The sequence below is a fragment of the Pseudomonas sp. GW821-FHT02B10 genome (assembly GCF_059421865.1).
The window spans coordinates 628,514-645,650 of sequence record NZ_JBWKVU010000003.1 but is presented as its reverse complement, the minus strand read 5'-3'; the positions used below and the strand labels follow the sequence as shown (position 1 = coordinate 645,650).

The 17,137-nt window shown below is 65.7% G+C and carries 17 protein-coding genes; 13 read left to right on the top strand and 4 right to left on the bottom strand.

All coding sequences use genetic code 11. From position 1 onward, the window contains the following. The 5 genes from AC07VU_RS10350 to AC07VU_RS10330 all read left to right on the top strand — a co-directional run. Window positions 1–3,359 (top strand): Ig-like domain-containing protein (locus tag AC07VU_RS10350; RefSeq protein WP_495029822.1); only part of this gene is annotated, 3,359 nt, incomplete at its 5' end. Window positions 3,360–3,402: 43 nt separating this feature from the next. Next, window positions 3,403–4,917, top strand: a complete 1,515-nt coding sequence (locus AC07VU_RS10345) for a TolC family protein (protein ID WP_053259186.1) — start codon at window positions 3,403–3,405, stop codon at window positions 4,915–4,917. Next, window positions 4,901–5,503, top strand: coding sequence for an adenylyl-sulfate kinase (gene cysC / locus AC07VU_RS10340; protein WP_053259187.1), 603 nt, complete (start codon window positions 4,901–4,903; stop codon window positions 5,501–5,503). The genes AC07VU_RS10345 and cysC overlap by 17 nt, the downstream gene beginning before the upstream one ends. Further along, window positions 5,500–6,291 carry an aspartyl/asparaginyl beta-hydroxylase domain-containing protein gene (locus AC07VU_RS10335; protein ID WP_277589965.1) on the top strand — a complete coding sequence of 264 codons (792 nt, stop codon included), beginning with the start codon at window positions 5,500–5,502 and terminating at the stop codon, window positions 6,289–6,291. Before cysC ends, AC07VU_RS10335 begins: the two co-directional genes overlap by 4 nt. Then, a complete protein-coding gene (locus tag AC07VU_RS10330) occupies window positions 6,279–7,283 on the top strand; it encodes a sulfotransferase family protein (RefSeq protein WP_457275369.1) in 1,005 nt (334 codons plus the stop codon). Before AC07VU_RS10335 ends, AC07VU_RS10330 begins: the two co-directional genes overlap by 13 nt. Here AC07VU_RS10330 and AC07VU_RS10325 read toward each other — a convergent pair. Both AC07VU_RS10325 and AC07VU_RS10320 read right to left on the bottom strand, forming a co-directional pair. Further along, window positions 7,249–8,007 (bottom strand): slipin family protein, encoded by a 759-nt coding sequence (locus AC07VU_RS10325; protein WP_007932057.1) that lies wholly within the window; start codon window positions 8,005–8,007, stop codon window positions 7,249–7,251. The two genes, AC07VU_RS10330 and AC07VU_RS10325, sit on opposite strands and share 35 nt — an antisense overlap. A 1-nt stretch (window position 8,008) precedes the next feature. After that, complete coding sequence (locus tag AC07VU_RS10320) at window positions 8,009–9,394, bottom strand: NfeD family protein (RefSeq protein ID WP_087092315.1); 1,386 nt, start codon at window positions 9,392–9,394, stop codon at window positions 8,009–8,011. Between the two features lie 223 nt (window positions 9,395–9,617). Between AC07VU_RS10320 and AC07VU_RS10315 the strand changes: the two genes are divergently transcribed. Both AC07VU_RS10315 and AC07VU_RS10310 read left to right on the top strand, forming a co-directional pair. Then, entirely contained in the window at window positions 9,618–10,079 is a 462-nt protein-coding gene (locus AC07VU_RS10315; RefSeq protein ID WP_053259191.1) for an aminoacyl-tRNA deacylase, read from the top strand. A gap of 137 nt (window positions 10,080–10,216) precedes the next feature. Next, window positions 10,217–10,462: a DUF2789 domain-containing protein gene (locus tag AC07VU_RS10310; protein WP_007932069.1), complete on the top strand. Its 246-nt coding sequence runs from the start codon at window positions 10,217–10,219 to the stop codon at window positions 10,460–10,462. Window positions 10,463–10,466: 4 nt separating this feature from the next. On the opposite strand, the gene AC07VU_RS10305 is transcribed toward AC07VU_RS10310, so the two are convergent. Together AC07VU_RS10305 and AC07VU_RS10300 are read right to left on the bottom strand one after the other, a co-directional pair. After that, window positions 10,467–10,751, bottom strand: coding sequence for a type II toxin-antitoxin system RelE/ParE family toxin (locus AC07VU_RS10305; RefSeq protein WP_495029821.1), 285 nt, complete (start codon window positions 10,749–10,751; stop codon window positions 10,467–10,469). Continuing rightward, window positions 10,748–11,026, bottom strand: a complete 279-nt coding sequence (locus AC07VU_RS10300; RefSeq protein WP_025808543.1) for a hypothetical protein — start codon at window positions 11,024–11,026, stop codon at window positions 10,748–10,750. Before AC07VU_RS10300 ends, AC07VU_RS10305 begins: the two co-directional genes overlap by 4 nt. A 199-nt stretch (window positions 11,027–11,225) precedes the next feature. Between AC07VU_RS10300 and AC07VU_RS10295 the strand changes: the two genes are divergently transcribed. The 6 genes from AC07VU_RS10295 to AC07VU_RS10270 all read left to right on the top strand — a co-directional run bounded on the left by AC07VU_RS10295 (window position 11,226) and on the right by AC07VU_RS10270 (window position 17,016). Next, entirely contained in the window at window positions 11,226–11,654 is a 429-nt protein-coding gene (locus AC07VU_RS10295; protein WP_053259193.1) for a MarR family winged helix-turn-helix transcriptional regulator, read from the top strand. Then, window positions 11,651–13,735 (top strand): FUSC family protein, encoded by a 2,085-nt coding sequence (locus tag AC07VU_RS10290; RefSeq protein WP_085533253.1) that lies wholly within the window; start codon window positions 11,651–11,653, stop codon window positions 13,733–13,735. The genes AC07VU_RS10295 and AC07VU_RS10290 overlap by 4 nt, the downstream gene beginning before the upstream one ends. Next, window positions 13,732–13,941, top strand: a complete 210-nt coding sequence (locus AC07VU_RS10285; RefSeq protein WP_007932080.1) for a DUF1656 domain-containing protein — start codon at window positions 13,732–13,734, stop codon at window positions 13,939–13,941. Before AC07VU_RS10290 ends, AC07VU_RS10285 begins: the two co-directional genes overlap by 4 nt. Then, window positions 13,938–14,834 (top strand): efflux RND transporter periplasmic adaptor subunit, encoded by an 897-nt coding sequence (locus AC07VU_RS10280; protein ID WP_495029820.1) that lies wholly within the window; start codon window positions 13,938–13,940, stop codon window positions 14,832–14,834. The genes AC07VU_RS10285 and AC07VU_RS10280 overlap by 4 nt, the downstream gene beginning before the upstream one ends. Further along, complete coding sequence (locus AC07VU_RS10275; protein WP_495029819.1) at window positions 14,831–16,279, top strand: efflux transporter outer membrane subunit; 1,449 nt, start codon at window positions 14,831–14,833, stop codon at window positions 16,277–16,279. Before AC07VU_RS10280 ends, AC07VU_RS10275 begins: the two co-directional genes overlap by 4 nt. A gap of 92 nt (window positions 16,280–16,371) precedes the next feature. Further along, window positions 16,372–17,016 carry an NADH:ubiquinone oxidoreductase subunit N gene (locus tag AC07VU_RS10270; protein ID WP_037004411.1) on the top strand — a complete coding sequence of 215 codons (645 nt, stop codon included), beginning with the start codon at window positions 16,372–16,374 and terminating at the stop codon, window positions 17,014–17,016. Window positions 17,017–17,137 lie beyond the last annotated feature (121 nt).

Sequence of the window (17,137 nt, the reverse complement as noted above, 5' to 3'; positions counted from 1 at the left end):
GCAGCGGCACCACCGATTCCAACAACTATGCGATCGACACGGTGCGGCCGACCGCGACCATCGTGGTCGCCGACAGTACTCTCAGCGCCGGTGAAACCTCGTTGGTGACCATTACCTTCAGCGAAGCGGTGAGCGGCTTCACCAACGCCGACTTGAGCATCGCCAACGGCACCCTGACGGCCGTGAGCAGCAGCGATGGCGGTATCACCTGGACCGCGACCTTCACCCCGACCGTCGGCATCGCCGATGCCAGCAACCTGATCACCCTGAACAACACCGGGGTCAGCGACCTGGCCGGCAACAGCGGTAGCGGCACCACCAACTCCAACAACTACAGCATCGACACCGTTCTGCCGACCGCGACCATCGTGGTGGCGGATAACAACCTGAAGATCGGTGAAACCTCGCTGGTGACCATCACCTTCAGCGAGGCAGTGAGCGGCTTCAGCAACGCCGACCTGACCGTCGCCAACGGCACTTTGAGCGCGGTCAGCAGCAGCGACGGTGGCATCACCTGGACTGCCACCTTCACCCCGACGTCGAGCATCACTGACACCAGCAACGTCATCACCCTGGATAACAGCGGAGTGACCAACGCCTCGGGCAACGCCGGCAGCGGCACCACCGATTCCAACAACTATGCGATCGACACCGTGCGTCCGACCGCGACCATAGTGGTCGCCGACAGCGCCCTGGGCGTGGGCCAGACCAGTACCGTGACCATCACCTTCAGCGAGGCGGTGACCGGCTTCACCCTGGCTGACCTGACCGTGGCCAACGGTACGCTGAGCGGCTTGGGCACCAGCGATAACATCACCTACACGGCGACCCTCACCCCGACTGCCAGTATCAGCGACAGCAGCAACCTGATTACCCTGGATAACACCGGCATTACGGATGGGGCGGGCAACGCCGGCAGTGGCACCACCGACTCCAACAACTACGCCATCGACAGCCTGCGTCCGACCGCCACCATCGTCCTCTCCGACTCGACCCTCAAGGCCGGCGAAACCTCGCTGGTGACCATCACCTTCAGTGAAGCAGTGAGCGGTTTCGACAACAGCGACCTGACAGTGGCCAACGGTACCCTGAGCGCAGTGAGCAGCAGCAACGGCGGTATCACCTGGACCGCCACCTTCACCCCGACGGCGGGCATCACCGACCTGAGCAACCTGATCACCCTGAACAACACCGGTTTCACCGACGTGGCCGGCAACAGCGGTACCGGGACCACCAGCTCAGCTAACTACAGCATCGAAACCGTAGTGCCGACGGCCACCGTCGTGATCGCCGACACGGCCCTGAAGGCTGGCGAAACCTCGCTGGTGACCATCACCTTCAGTGAGGCGGTCAGTGGTTTCGACAACAGCGACCTGACGGTGGCCAACGGTACCCTGAGCGCGGTGAGCAGCAGCGATGGCGGGGTCACCTGGACCGCTACCTTCACGCCGACTGCGGGTGTCGGCGATACCAGCAACGTCATCACCCTGAACAACAGTGGCGTGATCAATGTCTCGGGTAATACGGGCAGCGGCACCACCGATTCGAACAACTATGTCATCGACACGGCTCGCCCAACGGCGACCATAGTGGTGGCCAACCCGATCCTGCCGATTGGCGAAACCAGCCTGGTGACCATCACCTTCAGCGAGGCGGTCAGCGGTTTCGACAACAGTGACCTGACGGTGAGCAACGGCACCCTGAGCGCGGTCAGCAGCAGCGACGGCGGCATCACCTGGACCGCGACCTTCACCCCGAACGTCAACGTCAGCGATGCGACCAACCTGATCAGCCTCAACAACAGCGGGGTCAGTGACGCGGCGGGCAATGCCGGCAGCGGCAGCACCGACTCGAACAATTTCATCATCGACACCGGGCGGCCGACCGCCACCATCGTGCTGGCCGACACGGCCCTGAAAGCGGGCGAAACCACCACGGTCACCATCACCTTCAGCGAGGCGATCAGCGGCTTCACCAACTCGGACCTGACAGTGGCCAACGGTACCCTGGGGGCCCTGAGCAGCAGCGATGGCGGGGTGACCTGGACCGCCACCTTTACCCCGGCCATCAACATCAGCGACAGCAGCAATCAGATCACCCTGAACAATGCCGGAGTGATAGACGCCGTCGGCAACACCGGCAGTGGCACCACCGACTCGGCCAACTACGTCATCGACACCGTGCGCCCCACCGCTACCGTGGTGGTCGCCAACCCGATGCTGGCCGTGGGCGACACGTCCCTGGTGACCATCACCTTCAGCAAGGCGGTGAGCGGCTTCGACAACAGTGACCTGACGGTGGCCAACGGTACCTTGAGCGCGCTGAGCAGCAGCGATGGCGGCATCACCTGGACCGCGACCTTCACCCCGAACACCAACCTCAGCGATACGAGCAACCTGATCACCCTGAACAACAGCGGGGTCAGCGACGCCTCGGGCAATACCGGGCTGGGCAGCACGGATTCGAACAATTACCTGATCGATACCCAGCGGCCGACCGCGACCATCGTGGTCGCCAACAGCAGCCTCGGCGTGGGCCAGACCAGCAGCGTGACCATCACCTTCAGCGAAGCGGTGAGCGGCTTCACCAACTCGGACCTGACGGTGGCCAACGGCACCCTGAGCGCCCTGGGCAGCAGCGACGGCGGCCGGACCTGGACCGCGACCCTGACGCCAACCGCCAATATCAGCGACACCAGCAACCTGATCACCCTGAACAACAGCGGGGTGAGCGACTCCTTCGGCAATACCGGCGCTGGCAGCACCGACTCCAACAACTACGCGATCAACACCGTGCCGGCGGCCAACCCACCCACGGAGCTGCCGGTGGGCGATCCGGAATTCCGTTCGAGCGACCCGGTGGTTCCGCCGCTGCCGCCTTATGTGCCGTTGCAACCCACGGTCACCACGCCACCCGTTGGCGACCTGGGCTCGCCACTGGCCTTCGCGCCGTTGTTCGAGCAGCGGGTGCTGGGCGATGGCATCCGGCCGCTGGGGGATATTTTCATCAATCGCGGGGCCCTGGCGCCGAGTTTCATTGCCCAGGTGTTCGGCAGCAGCGATGCCGGGGGCGATGGCAATGGCCATGGCTTCCTCGGCTTCGGTGGCGGCGATGGCGGGGTGTTCAGCCAAAGCACGCTGTCGCTGCTGTTCGACCAGGACTCCGCCGAGGATGGCGGTTCGCTGAAGTCTTTCGGCGACAAGCCCAAGGCCGGCGATCTTTCCCAGGGCGGGCGCGGGGTGTTCGGGGCACCGTCGCTGACCCAGCAATTGCAAGTGATGCAAGACACAGAACAACGGCCGATCCGCGATCTGGCCAAGGCGTTCGAACAGGCCGGCATCAGCGCAATGCAGGCCTGAAACACTACATAAATACGATGCGGCACCCAGGGGCGAGACAAGGATGAATAAAAGTCAGAAGTTGTTCGGGGTCAGCTTGTTGGCGCTGATGGTCAGCGGTTGTGCCGTCAGCAGTAAACCGATCGAACGCAGTGCCAGTGAGCAGCGCGCCAGGAGCGACCTGCAGAGCATGTACAAGGACCAGGAACCGCTGAGCGGCCCGCTGACCCTGCACCAGGCCATGGCCCGGGCGGTGAAGTACAACCTCGAAGGCCGCTTGAAAATCATGGAAGAGGCCCTGGCCAAGCGCCAGCTGGACCTCGCCAGTTTCGACATGCTGCCGCGCATGGCCCTCTCCGCCGGTTACGTGGGGCGCAACAACGTCAGCGCCTCCAGCAGCCAGAGCGTGGAGACCGGCACCCAGTCCCTGGAACCTTCGACCTCCCAGGATCGGGACCGTAGGGTGGCCGACCTGACCATGGTCTGGAACGTGCTGGACTTCGGCGTCAGCTACATCAACGCCAAGCAGCAGGGCGACCAGCGACTGATCGTCCAGGAGCGTCGGCGCAAGGTGATCAACACCATTGTCCAGGACGTGCGCTCGGCCTATTGGCGGGCGGTGGCGGCCGAACGCCTGCTCAAGCAGATCGACAGCCTCATGGGTCGGGTCGAGCAGGCCCGCAGCAACAGCCAGAGCATGAGCCAGCAACGCATCGGCGACCCGGTGCAGGCCCTGGCCTACCAGCGCTCGCTGATCGAGGCCACGCGCCAGCTGGAGGAGCAGCGCCGGGCGTTGTCCCTGGCCAAGACCGAGCTGGCGACCCTGATCAACCTGCCGATGACCACCCACCTGACCCTGGCGACCAGCGACGATTACCCGGTGCCGGAACTCAAGGTCGATATGGCCCGCCTCGAGCACGAGGCCCTGACCAGCCGCCCGGAACTGCGCGAGCAGGATTACCAGAGCCGCATCAGCGCCGCGGAAACCCGCAAGGCCATGCTGCGCCTGCTGCCGGGCCTGGAGTTCTCCGCCGGCGGGCATTACGACAGCAACTCGTTCCTGGTCAACGACAAGTGGGCCGACTACGGGGTGAAGGTCACCTGGAACCTGTTCAATGTGCTCTCCGCGCCGGCGGCCATCGACACCGCCAAGGCCGGTGAAGACGTCGCCGCGGCCCGTCGCCAGGCCATGTCGATTGCCGTGCTGGCCCAGGTCTACGTGGCCAACGCCAACTACCGCGACGCCTTGCGCCAGTTCAAGACCAGCCAGGAGCTGGCGGACATCGACGGGCAGATCGTCGGCCAGCTGCGCAACCGCTACCAGGCCAACGGCATCGGCGAACTGGACCTGATCCAGGGCGAGCTGAACACCTTGCAGGCGGACCTGCGGCGCGACCTGGCCTATGCCGACCTGCGCAACGCCTATGGGCAGATCTTCGCCAGCGCCGGCCTCGACCCGCTGCCCGACGAGGTGCAATCGACCCAGGTGCAGTCCATCGCCACGGCGCTGGCCAGCCGTGAGGCCGACTGGGCGGCGGGCAACATCAGCACGCCGGTGGCCCATGCCCAAAGACAATAACCTGCAGGCCCCCCAGGCCAGCGTCAGCCGCGCCCAGCGCGAGGCGCGAAACGGCCATCGCGGTGTGGCGATCCTGTTGACCGGCCTGCCGGCGGCGGGCAAGTCGACCCTGGCCCAGGCGCTGCAGGCCGGGCTGTTCCAGCACGGTCGGCAGAGCCTGGTGCTGGACGGCGATGCCTTGCGCGGCGGCCTGAACCGCGACCTGGGGTTCGCCGAGGCCGACCGCCGGGAAAATATCCGCCGCGCCAGCGAGCTGGCAGCCCTGCTGGTGGACAACGGGCAGATTGTGATCCTGGCGATGATTGCCCCGCTGATCGAGCAGCGTGAGCTGTTCGCCCGGCGCCTGGGCGAGGACTACCTGGAAGTCTGGTGCAGCGCCTCGCTGGCGGTCTGCGAGCAGCGCGATCCCAAGGGCCATTACGCCCGCGCCCGTAGCGGCGAGTTGCCGGGGTTCACCGGTATCTCGGCGCCCTACGAGCCGCCACGGGCCGCGCTGGAACTGGATACCGGGGCTCAGTCGGTCGAGGACTGCCTGGGGCAATTGCTCGGCTGGCTGGTCGAACGCCAGGTGCTGCCGGCCTCATGAGCCGTCCGGCGTTCGCCCGCCTGCCCGTCAGCGTGGACCTGCCACGGCTGTTGCGCGCCCTGGCGCGAATCGATGCGAGCGCCTGGCAGGGCCACTTCAACGGCGGCTATTACGAGGGCGACTGGAGCGGCGTGGCCTTGATCTCGGCGCTTGACGCGCCCTCCGAGCTGGCGCCGGGCAAGGGCCTGCCGGTGCAGCGCGAGCCCTGGCGGCAGGACCCGGACTGGCAACAGGCATTGCGGCACTTGCCGTTGCGGATCGTCTCGGCGCGCCTGCTGCGGCTGGGGCCGGGGGCGCGCATTCATGAACACCGCGACTACGACCTGGGCGGCCCGGACGCCGACCTGCGCCTGCATATCCCCCTGCTCAGCCCGCCGCGGGTGGATTTCCTGCTCGACGGGCAGCGCATGCCGATGCTGGCGGGAGAGTGCTGGTTTCTCGACCTGTCGCGCCCGCATCGGGTGGATAACTACGACACTCAGGCACGTATTCATCTGGTACTCGACTGTCGCCCCGACCCTTGGCTGGAGCAGGCGATTGCCGAGGGCCTGCCGACCACCCCGGCGCCTGGCCTGGGCCGCGCGGCCCTGGACTTCGCGCGGTTTTGCCGGCTGCTTGAAGAGGACACTGCGCTGTGCCAGGCCTTGCAGGCGCCGACCGATAGCGAAGCCTTTATCGAGCGCACCCTGGCCCTGGCGGCCGAGCGTGGCCTGGCGTTCACCCGTGAAGACCTGCGTTCGGCCATGCGCCAGGGGCGGCGTCTGTGGAATGAACAATGGATGGCCTGAACCTGCGCGGCTGGTTACCGATCCGTCTCTGGCAGCCGGGTGACGAGTGGCGGGTCGACTGGTGCTGGTTCGGCGACAGGCCGCTGTCGCAGCCGTTTTTCCGCGAGGCGGTCGAAGAGGCCCTGCGCCTGCCGTTCAATCAGGCGTTCCGCCGCCAGACGCCTTTGTCTGCCCTGACCGAATGGCGTCAACGCAGCCCGGGTCTGGCTCCCAGTGCCTTTATCTTTCATGCCTCGCGCTGCGGCTCGACCCTGCTCAGCCAGATGCTGGCCTGCCTGGACGACCATGTCATGGTGTCCGAACCGCCGCCGCTGGATGCCCTGCTGCGCGGCTCGCTGGCGCCACAGGAGCGGGCTGCCGCGCTTGTGGGCCTGCTGTCGGCCTATGGGCAGGTACGCCGTGGTACTGAGCAGCGGTTGGTGATCAAGCTCGATGCCTGGAACATCGGCGAGCTGCCGCTGCTGCGCCAGTGCTTCGCCGATACGCCGTGGCTGTTTGTGTATCGCGACCCGCTGGAAATCGCCGTGTCGCATCTGCGCCGGGCCGGCATGCACATGACGCCGGGCCTGATCGGGCCCAGCGCGCTGGACGACGGCGAGCCTTTCCAGGACCGGGAAAGCTGGGTCGCCCGGCGTTTGGGGCGCTTGTTGCAGCTGGGGCTGGAACACTGCCGCGAACACCATGGCCTGGCGCTGAACTACAGCCAGCTGCCCGCCGCCATGGACGGCCACCTGGGCGATTTTCTCGGCCTGGGCGCCGAGCAACGCAGAGCGGCCTTCGCCCGTATCGGCCAGCATGCCAAGCAGCCGGCGCAGGCCTTTGTCGATGATCGCCAGGGCAAGCAGCAACAGGCTTCAGCGCGGCTGCGGGAACAGCTGGAGCAATGGGCGCAGGCGCCTTACGCGGCGCTGGAACAGTGGCGCAGCAGGGCGGCCAGCGCAGTCCCGCAAACGCGTCTCAGCTCTTCGGCGACAAGTCCGCCATGCCCTTGAGGAATTCGATGGGCAGCGGGAAAACGATGGTCGAGCTCTTGTCGCCGGCAATCGCGCCCAGGGTCTGCATGTAGCGCAGTTGCATGGCGCCGGGCTGGCGGCCGAGCATTTCGGCGGCCTGCATGAGTTTTTCCGAGGCCTGCAATTCGCCTTCGGCGTGGATCACCTTGGCCCGGCGTTCGCGCTCGGCTTCGGCCTGCTTGGCGATGGCGCGGATCATCGATTCGTTGAGGTCGACATGCTTGATCTCGACGTTCGCCACCTTGATGCCCCAGGCGTCGGTCTGGGCGTCCAGCACCTGCTGGATATCGGCGTTCAGGCGTTCGCGCTCGGCCAGCAGTTCGTCCAGCTCGTGCTTGCCCAGCACCGCGCGTAGGGTGGTCTGGGCCAGTTGGCTGGTGGCCATGAGGAAATCCTCGACCTGGATGATCGCCTTCTGCGAGTCCAGCACGCGGAAATACAGCACGGCGTTGACCTTGACCGAGACGTTGTCGCGGGTGATCACATCCTGCGGCGGCACGTCGAGCACCACGGTGCGCAGGTCGACGCGGACCATCTGCTGGACGACCGGAATCAGCAGGACCAGCCCCGGCCCCTTGACCCTCCAGAAGCGCCCGAGCTGGAACACCACCCCGCGCTCGTATTCGCGCAGGATGCGAAACGTCGAGACCGCCAGCGCCAACAGCAGCGCCAGCAGCGCGCCAAAACCTAATTCCAGACCCATTTCATCCTCCTCGCGGCGCGGCCTCGGCCGTCGTCACTTCCAGAAGCAGCCCCTTGCGCGCCACCACCCGTACCTGTTGTCCGGTTTGCAGCGGCGTTGCGCTCAGGACCTGCCAGTGTTCGCCCTGCAACAGCACCCAGCCGTTGTAAGGGTTGCCCGCTTGCACCGCGGTGATCGCCGTGACACTGCCCACCAGCCCCGCGTCGCCGGCCACCTGCTGGCGCTGTCGCGCGCGCAGCGCCATGCTCGCCAGCGTCGCCAGGAGCAGCGCGCTGACCACCGCCAGGCCGACGATGAGCGGCAGGGGAATGCCATAGCCCGGGACATCGGTGTCCATCAGGATCACCGCGCCGACGACAAAGGAGACGATGCCGCCGAAACCGATGACGCCGAAGGTCGGTAGAAAGGCTTCGGCGACCATGAAGGCGATGCCCAGCAGGATCAGGGCCACGCCGGCGTAGTTCACCGGCAGCAGTTGCAAGGCGTACAAACCGAGCAGCAGGCAGATGCCGCCGAGTACGCCGGGCACCGCGGTGCCCGGGTTGACGAACTCGAAGAACAGCCCGTAGATGCCGATCATCATCAGGATCAGCGCCACGCTGGGGTGGGTGATGACCGACAGCAACTGCGTGCGCCAGTCCGGGTCGTGATGGATCACCGCCGCCCCCAGGGTATGCAGCTGCACCGCCTGGCCGGCGGCGATGAGGAACTTGCCGTCGAGTTGCCTGAGCAGGCCGTTCAGGTCATCGGCGACATAGTCGACCACCTTCAGCTTCAAGGCTTCCTGGGCCGGCAGGCTGACGGCCTCGCGCACGGCCTGTTCCGCCCATTCGGCATTGCGTCCGCGCAATTGCGCCAGGCCACGGATATAGGCCGCAGCGTCGTTGATCTGTTTGTGGCTGAGGGTGTCGGTGTCTGGTTCCGGGTTCTTGTCCGAGCGTGGCGCGGCGGGTGGGTTGCCGCCCGGGTCGGGCTGCCCCGGCATGCCGACCCGCACCGGGGTGGCGGCCCCGAGGTTGGTGCCCGGGGCCATCGCGGCGATGTGGCTGGCATACAGGATGTAGGTGCCGGCGCTGGCGGCGCGGGCGCCGCTGGGGGCGACGTAGCTGGCCACCGGCACCGGGCTGGCGAGGATCGCCTTGATGATCGAGCGCATCGAGGTGTCGAGGCCGCCCGGGGTGTCGATGCCCAGCACCACCAGTTGGGCGTGCTCGTCGGCGGCCTTGTCCAGGCCGCGCACCACGTAGTCGGCGCTGGCGGGGCTGATCACATCGTTGACGGTGAGCACCACCACTGGCTTCACGGCCTGGGCGTGCCCGGTCGGCAGGCCGATCAGCACACCCAGCAGTAGCCCTTTCAGTGTCGCCCGCCACCCACGCTCGTTCATCCGACCCTCCTGGAGAGTCATGTGCCTCGGTTGCCAGCCGTTCGCTGGCCTTGTCCTTGAGTCTAGTAGAGCGTGGGATTGAGCGAATTTTGAGCAGCCTCACGCCCGCGTGCCGTTCGGAAGTTCGTCAGTGGGCGAGGGCGGCGCGGCCTAGACTTTGTGAAGGGAGTGACAGTCGTTAACCCATAGTCCTGCAAAGCCGTTCAGGACACCGAGGTGCATCATGCGTATGGCAAGAACCGTGCAACGCAGCCTGGAACAGGCGCATTGCGATTTTGACGTGGTGGCTCATCCACATTCGTCGAGCAGCCTGGAGACCGCTCGGGTGGCGGGAGTTCCCGCCGAGCGCGTGGCCAAGTCGGTGATCCTCGACGACAGTCATGGCCACTACCTGATGGCCGTGCTGCCGGCCAGCCGCCACCTGGATCTGAGCAAGGTGCGCGGCAGCAACGAATGGCAGATCACCCGGGAAAGCACCCTGGCGCATCTGTTCAACGATTGCGAACGCGGCGCGGTACCGGCCCTGGGCGAATCCTATGGGCTGGACGTGGTGATCGATCCGATGCTGACCCGGCAGAAAGACATCTACCTGGAAGCCGGCAACCACAACAACCTGGTGCATCTGAGCATGGACGAGTACCTGAAAATGGTGCCTCATGCCGAGGTGTGCGAGGTCAGTTACTAGCGCCGTTGGCGTATGTACCCACTTTTCACGAACCAGCTCGCTCCTACAAAAATGCTTGTTTTCTGTAGGAGCGAGCTGGCTCGCGATCGACTGCGCAGCAGTGGTTCAACCAACACCCAACCCGTTCAGGAGCCCCCATGGAATCCCCATCCCACAGCCTGCCCGCCCTGTTCAAACAACTCGGCCTGCCCGACGACCCCGAGGGCATCGACCGTTTCATCGCCACCCATTCGCCGCTCAAGCCGGAACTGCACCTGGCGGATGCCTTCTTCTGGACCAGCAGCCAGGCGGATTTCCTGCGCAACGAGATCCTCGACGACGCCGACTGGGCGGAAGTGGTGGATCAACTGGATGTGTTGTTGAGGAAGGGGCGGGGGGCTTGAGGCATCAGGCTTCGGTTAGAGGCCACTGGCGCGCGGTATGCACCACCGCCAGGATCCACACCGCATCCTGATGGAGTTGATAGACCAGACGGTAGCTTTGATGAGGGATCAGTTCGCGGGTGCCGGCGATCAATCCGGGGCGCCCGGCTTGAGGATGTTGCACCAGTTGCGTAGCCGATTGGCTGAAGCGTATGTCCATGTCCAGCGCCGCCTGCGGATTCAGGTCATGCAGGTAATCCCATATGTCTGCACGGTCCTGTGCGGCTTGCGGCGTCCAGATCACTTTCATTGCCGGGGCGCTACCTGTGCCCTGCGGGCCGCGAAGGTGGCTTCCAGATCATCGTTGGCGATGCCTTTCCCAGCGGTCATGGATGCGCGTGCAGTATCGACCTTCTGTTGCAGAAAGGCCTCGTACTCCCGGGCTTCCCGTTGTTCCTGCACGAACTGACGCATCATTTCCCGGACGATCTGCGATGCGGGGCGATGGCTGGCTTCGGCCTCGGCCATAAACTGATCGCGCAAGTCGGCTTCGAGTTTCATCGTGAAAACGGCGTGTTTGGGCATGGGACAGTTCCTGCAAAAACGTATATACCAAGTATATATATCTTCAGTACCTAAGCCGGTCCAGGTTTTCTCGGGGCGACGATCGGTCGCTAAATTGTTTCAAAACTTGACTGGATTTAACCCCCTCATGCACCATTGATAGTTAGCAAACTAACAGTATGCGAACCTTCTTTTGCCTGACTCTCTCGAATCACTCCAGATGAATATCAGCAGTGGCATGGTGGTCGCCGCCCGGCATTGGCGGCGGATCTGCCAGAGCACGCTGGTCAACTATGGAATCTCCGAAGCCTGCGCCGTGCCCCTGCTGATGATCGGGCGCCTGGGCGAGGGCGTGCGTCAGGTGACGGTGGCGCAGGCGGCGGGGATGGAAAGCCCGTCCCTGGTGCGCCTGCTGGACCAGCTGTGCAGCGCCGGCTACGCTTGCCGTACCGAGGACCCCCACGATCGCCGGGCCAAATGCCTGAGCCTGACCGACACCGGCCGCGAGCTGGTGCAGTCGGTGGAAGCCGAGCTGGTGCGTCTGCGTCGCGAGGTGCTGGAAGGCATCACACCCGCGGACCTTGAGGCGGCGCTGAAGGTGATCCGCGCCTTCGAGTCGGCTGCCCAGCCGCCGGCGGTGCCTTCTTGAGCGGATTCTTTACCGGCGTGCCGCCGGCGCGCGACTGGTTCTACGGTGTGCGCACCTTTGCCGCGTCGATGATCGCGCTGTACATCGCCATGCTCATGCAGATGCCGCGTCCGTACTGGGCGATGGCCACGGTCTACATCGTCTCCAGCCCGTTCGTCGGGCCCACCAGTTCCAAGGCGCTGTACCGTGCGATTGGTACCTTGCTCGGTGCCTCGGCGGCGGTGCTGTTCGTGCCGATGTTCGTGCAAAGCCCCTATCTGTTGGTGGTGATCATCGCCCTGTGGACCGGGATCCTGCTGTTCCTCTCCCTGCACCTGCGCACCGCCAACAGCTACGCGCTGATGCTGGCCGGCTACAGCCTGCCGCTGATCGCCCTGCCGGTGGTGGATAACCCGCTGGGGGTGTGGGACGTGGCGGAGGCCCGCACCGAGGAGATCTTCCTCGGCATCGTCTGCGCGGCCGTGATCGGCAGTATGTTCTGGCCACGGCGGCTGGCGCCGGTGTTCGTCGATTCGGCGGGCAAATGGTTCGCCGATGCCTCCACCTATAGCCAGCGCTTTCTCAGCCGCAACGTGCAGCCCGAAGAAGTCAGCGCCTTGCGCGCGTCCATGGTCGCCACCTTCAACAGCCTGGAGCTGATGATCGGCCAGTTGCCCCATGAGGGCGCGCGCCCGCAGACCGTGCGCAATACCAAGGAGCTGCGCGGGCGCATGATCCACCTGCTGCCCGTGGTGGACGCCCTGGACGATGCGCTGTACGCCCTGGAGCGACGTACCCCGGAGCTGGTGGAGCGGTTCGCGCCGCTATTGGCTCAGGCCGGGCAATGGCTGGAAAGCACCGCCCAGGGTGCTTCGGTCGAGCGCTGGCAGGCCCTGCGCGGCCAGCTCGAAGCGCTGCAACCGGACGCCGCAGCCCTCGACGACCGGCGCCAGCTGCTGTTTTCCAACGCCCTGTACCGCCTTGGCGAGTGGATCGACCTATGGCAGGACTGCCGCAGCCTGCAACACGCCATCCAATGCGAAAGCCAGGACATCTGGCGCGCGGTCTATCGCCACTGGCGCCTGGGCCGCCTGACGCCATTCCTCGACCGTGGGCTGATGCTGTACTCGGTGGCTTCCACCGTCCTGGCGATCATCGTCGCCTCGGTGCTGTGGATTCTCCTGGGCTGGACCGACGGCGGCAGCGCGGTGATCCTCGCGGCGGTGGCCTGCAGCTTCTTCGCCTCGATGGACGACCCGGCGCCGCAGATCTACCGGTTCTTTTTCTGGACCGCGATGTCGGTGCTGTTCGCCAGCCTCTATCTGTTCCTGATCCTGCCCAACCTGCACGATTTCCCGATGCTGGTGCTGGCCTTCGCCGTGCCGTTCATCTGCGTCGGCACCCTCACGGTGCAGCCGCGCTTTTACCTGGGCATGCTGCTGACCATCGTCAACACCTCGTCCTTCATCAGCATCCAGGGCGCCTACGACGCCGATTTCCTGAGCTTCGCCAACTCCAACCTGGCCGGGCCCATGGGCCTGCTGTTCGCCTTTGTCTGGACCCTGGTCGCCCGGCCGTTCGGCTCGGAACTGGCGGCCAAGCGCATGACCCGCTTCAGCTGGCAGGACATCGTCGGCATGACCGAGCCCGCCAACCTGGCCGAACACCGCCATCTGGGGGTGCAGATGCTCGACCGCCTGATGCAGCACCTGCCGCGCCTGGCCATGACCGGCCAGGACACCGGCGGCGCCCTGCGCGAAGTGCGCGTCGGCCTGAACCTGCTGGACCTGCTGGCCTATGCGCCGCGGGCCCAGGGTAATGCGCAGGTGCTGTTGCGCCAGGTGGTGGCCGAGGTCGGCGCCTATTTCAAGGCTTGCCTCAAGGCCGGCGAACGCCTGCCGGCGCCGAGCGGCCTGCTGATGACCCTGGACCGCGCCCGTCGCACCCTGGATGCCCACAGCCAGGACGACCGCGAAACCCGTTTGCATCTGCTGCACGCCCTCAGCGGTCTGCGCCTGGCCCTGCTGCCCGGTGTGGAGTTCGTCGGCGGTGGCGAGCTTGAGGAACCGCTGCCCCATGGCATCGATGGAGCGCCTTTATGATCGGTGACCTGGATATCAGCGGGGTGTTCCTGCCCACGCTGCTGGTGCTGATGGGCCTTACCTATGGCTTGTATCTGGTGGTCCACGGGCTGCTGACACGCCTGCATTTTTATCGCCTGGTCTGGCACCGGGCTTTGTTCAACGTTGGTCTGTACGCTTTGCTGCTCGGCGCCGTGGACTCACTCAGTCGATACCTGATGACATGAAAAAACCTTTATTGACCATTGGCCGTGTGGTCCTGACGTTGCTGGTGGTGAGCTTCGCGGTCGTGGTGGTCTGGCGCATGGTGATGTACTACATGTTCGCGCCCTGGACCCGGGACGGGCATATCCGCGCCGACATCGTGCAGATCGCCCCGGACGTCTCCGGGCTGATCCAGCAGGTGCAGGTGCGCGACAACCAGCTGGTCAAGCGCGGCCAGGTGCTGTTCAGCATCGACCAGGACCGCTTCAGCCTGGCCCTGCGCCAGGCCAAGGCGTCCCTGGCCGACCGCCAGGAAACCCTGGCCCAGGCCCAGCGCGAGGCCAGACGTAACCTCGGCCTGGGCAACCTGGTACCGCGCGAGCAGCTGGAAGAAAGCCAGTCCCGCGTGGCCCGTGCCCAGTCGGCCCTGATCGAAGCCCAGGTGGCGGTGGACAGCGCCCAGCTGAACCTCGACCGTTCGGTGATCCGCAGCCCGGTGGACGGCTACGTCAACGACCGCGCGCCACGCACCCAGGAATTCGTCACCGCCGGGCGCCCGGTGTTGTCGGTGGTGGACAGCAACTCCTTCCACATCGACGGTTATTTCGAGGAAACCAAGCTCGACGGCATTCACATCGGCCAGAGCGTCGATATCCGCGTGGTCGGCGATCGCGCGCGGCTGCGCGGGCATGTCGAAAGCATCGTCGCCGGCATCGAGGACCGCGACCGCAGCAGCGGCTCCAACCTGCTGCCCAACGTCAACCCGGCCTTCAGCTGGGTGCGCCTGGCCCAGCGGATTCCGGTGCGGATTGCCTTCGACGAGGTGCCGGAAGACTTCCGCATGATCGCCGGGCGCACCGCCACCGTGTCGATCATCGACGATCAGGCGCAAAGCCGGTCGGAGCCGGGGCAATGAACAGCGGCCTGCGTTTAGCCACCGCCGGCCTGGGCCTGCTGCTATCGGCCTGCCAGATGGTCGGCCCGGACTACCACCTGCCGGACGACGCGGCGCTGCACCGCAGCGATTTACAGGGCGAGCTGGCCGGATCGAGCGACAAGGTGGTCTCGGCGCCGGTCCCGGCAGACTGGTGGCGCTTGTACCAGGACCCGCGGCTGGACCAGCTGGTGCAGCAGGCCATGGCCTCCAACACCGACCTGCGGGTCGCGGCGGCCAACCTGGCGCGGGCCCGCGCCCAGGTCGACGAGGCCCAGGCGGCCGGCGGCTGGAGCGGCGGGGTCAAGGCCGGGGTCGAGCGCTTGCAGGAGTCCGGCGAAGCCTTCCTGCTGCCGGAGAAAGTGCCGGTGGCCAACGTCGGTAACCTGTCCGTCAGCGCCTCTTATCAGTTCGACCTGTTCGGCACCCTGCAGCGCGGCATCGAGGCCGCCCAGGCCAACGCCGATGCCACCCAGGCCGCGGCCGACACCGCGCGCATCACCCTGGTGGCCGATGTGGTGCGGGCTTACACCCAGGTTTGCGCGGCCAACGAAGAGCGCGAGATCGCCGAGCACTCCCTGGACCTGCAGGCCCAGAGCACCGCGCTGATCCAGCGCCTGCGCGACGCCGGGCGTGGCGACGAAACCCAGGTCACCCGGTCGCAGACCCAGTTCAAGTCCCTGCGCGCCGAGCTGCCGCGCTATGAAGCGGCGCGCCAGGCCGGCCTGTTCCGCTTGTCGATGCTCCTGGCCAAGCCGCTGAACCAGTTGCCGGCCGGCACCGACAGCTGTGCCGAGCTGCCGCATATTGCGCAATTGTTGCCGGTGGGTGACGGCGCGACCCTGCTCAAGCGCCGCCCCGACGTGCGCCAGGCCGAACGGCGCCTGGCCGCGGCCACCGCCGATATCGGCGTCGCCACTGGCGCGCTGTACCCGGACATCAGCATTGGCGCGACCGTCGGCACCGTGGGCATTGTCGACAACCTCGGCAAACCCTCCACCAACCGCTGGGGCTTCGGCCCGCTGATCAGCTGGACGGTACCGGCCAACGGCGCCCGCGAACGCATTCACCAGGCCGAAGCCGCCAGCCAGGGCGCCCTGGCGCATTTCGACGGGGTGGTGCTCAACGCCATCCGCGAAACCCAGACCGGCCTGGCCCAATACAGTGCCCAGTTGCAGCGTCGCGACGCCCTGGCCGAGGCCGAGCAGTCGGCGCGGCAGGCCGCCGACCAGACCCATCGCTTCTTCCAGGCCGGCCGCGAGTCGTTCCTCGCCGACCTGCAGGCGACCCGCACCTATACCGACGTACGGGCCCAGCTGGCCGCGGCCAACACCCAGGTGGCGATGAGTCAGATCGACCTGTTCCTGGCCCTGGGCGGTGGCTGGGAAAGCGGACGAACGCAAGCCTCGAACCCCGCCAAACCCTGAGGCCGTTGCTATGCTTTGAACAGTTGGCTGAGCACCTTGCGTCCAGTGCTCGGCCAGCGGTCAGGCACGTGATGGTCATGGGGATTCCAATAATGAAAAACCCTTATGCTCTCGGCTTCTGGTGCGCCATCGTCGCACTGGTGCTGCTTTCTGCGACTTATTTCTACGGTGTCATGCTGGCGCACCAGATCGACAAGGCCATGATCTTTCTCGACAGCGCCAGCGCGCTGATTGCGGTGAGCGCCATTGTCTTCGTGGCCTGGACGTCGTTCCAGACCCAGAAAATCAAGAAAAGGCAGCTGGAGCAGGGCAAGACCCTGGTGGCGATCTGGGACACCAAAGTCGCCCTGCGCCGGGTCGAGACGGTGTTCGACCGTTACTTCTGGGGCAGTTATTGGCAGCCGGGGCGGACCTTCCAGGAAGTCATGGGCGAGTTGACCGGCACCCCCCTGGAAAAAAGCCTCGAAGCCCTGAAAAAGCAGTGTGTACTGCTGGATAAACAGGCCGCCGACGGTCGCCACTGGCTGAACAACGCCCGCGAACTGTCCGATGTCGCCGCCGCCATGGCCCGCGAACGCTATCAGCTGGATTTCTGCGACCCGCGTTCGGAAACCCCGGGCGGCGCGGTGATCAACCGCGATTTCGAAGTGCTGGTCTACACCTGGACCGCGCGCCTGAAAAGCTTCGATCATCAGCTCGACGCGCTGGAGGTCGAATACTCCGAACACGCCACGTAGCCATGTAGCCGCTGCCGAGCCCGCGAGGCTGCGACCGGTTGCAGAGCAATCGCAAATCCTGAGTCCACGATCTGCCTGAAGAAACGCACCGTCTGGCCCAGCGACGGCTGCGCCGCCGATC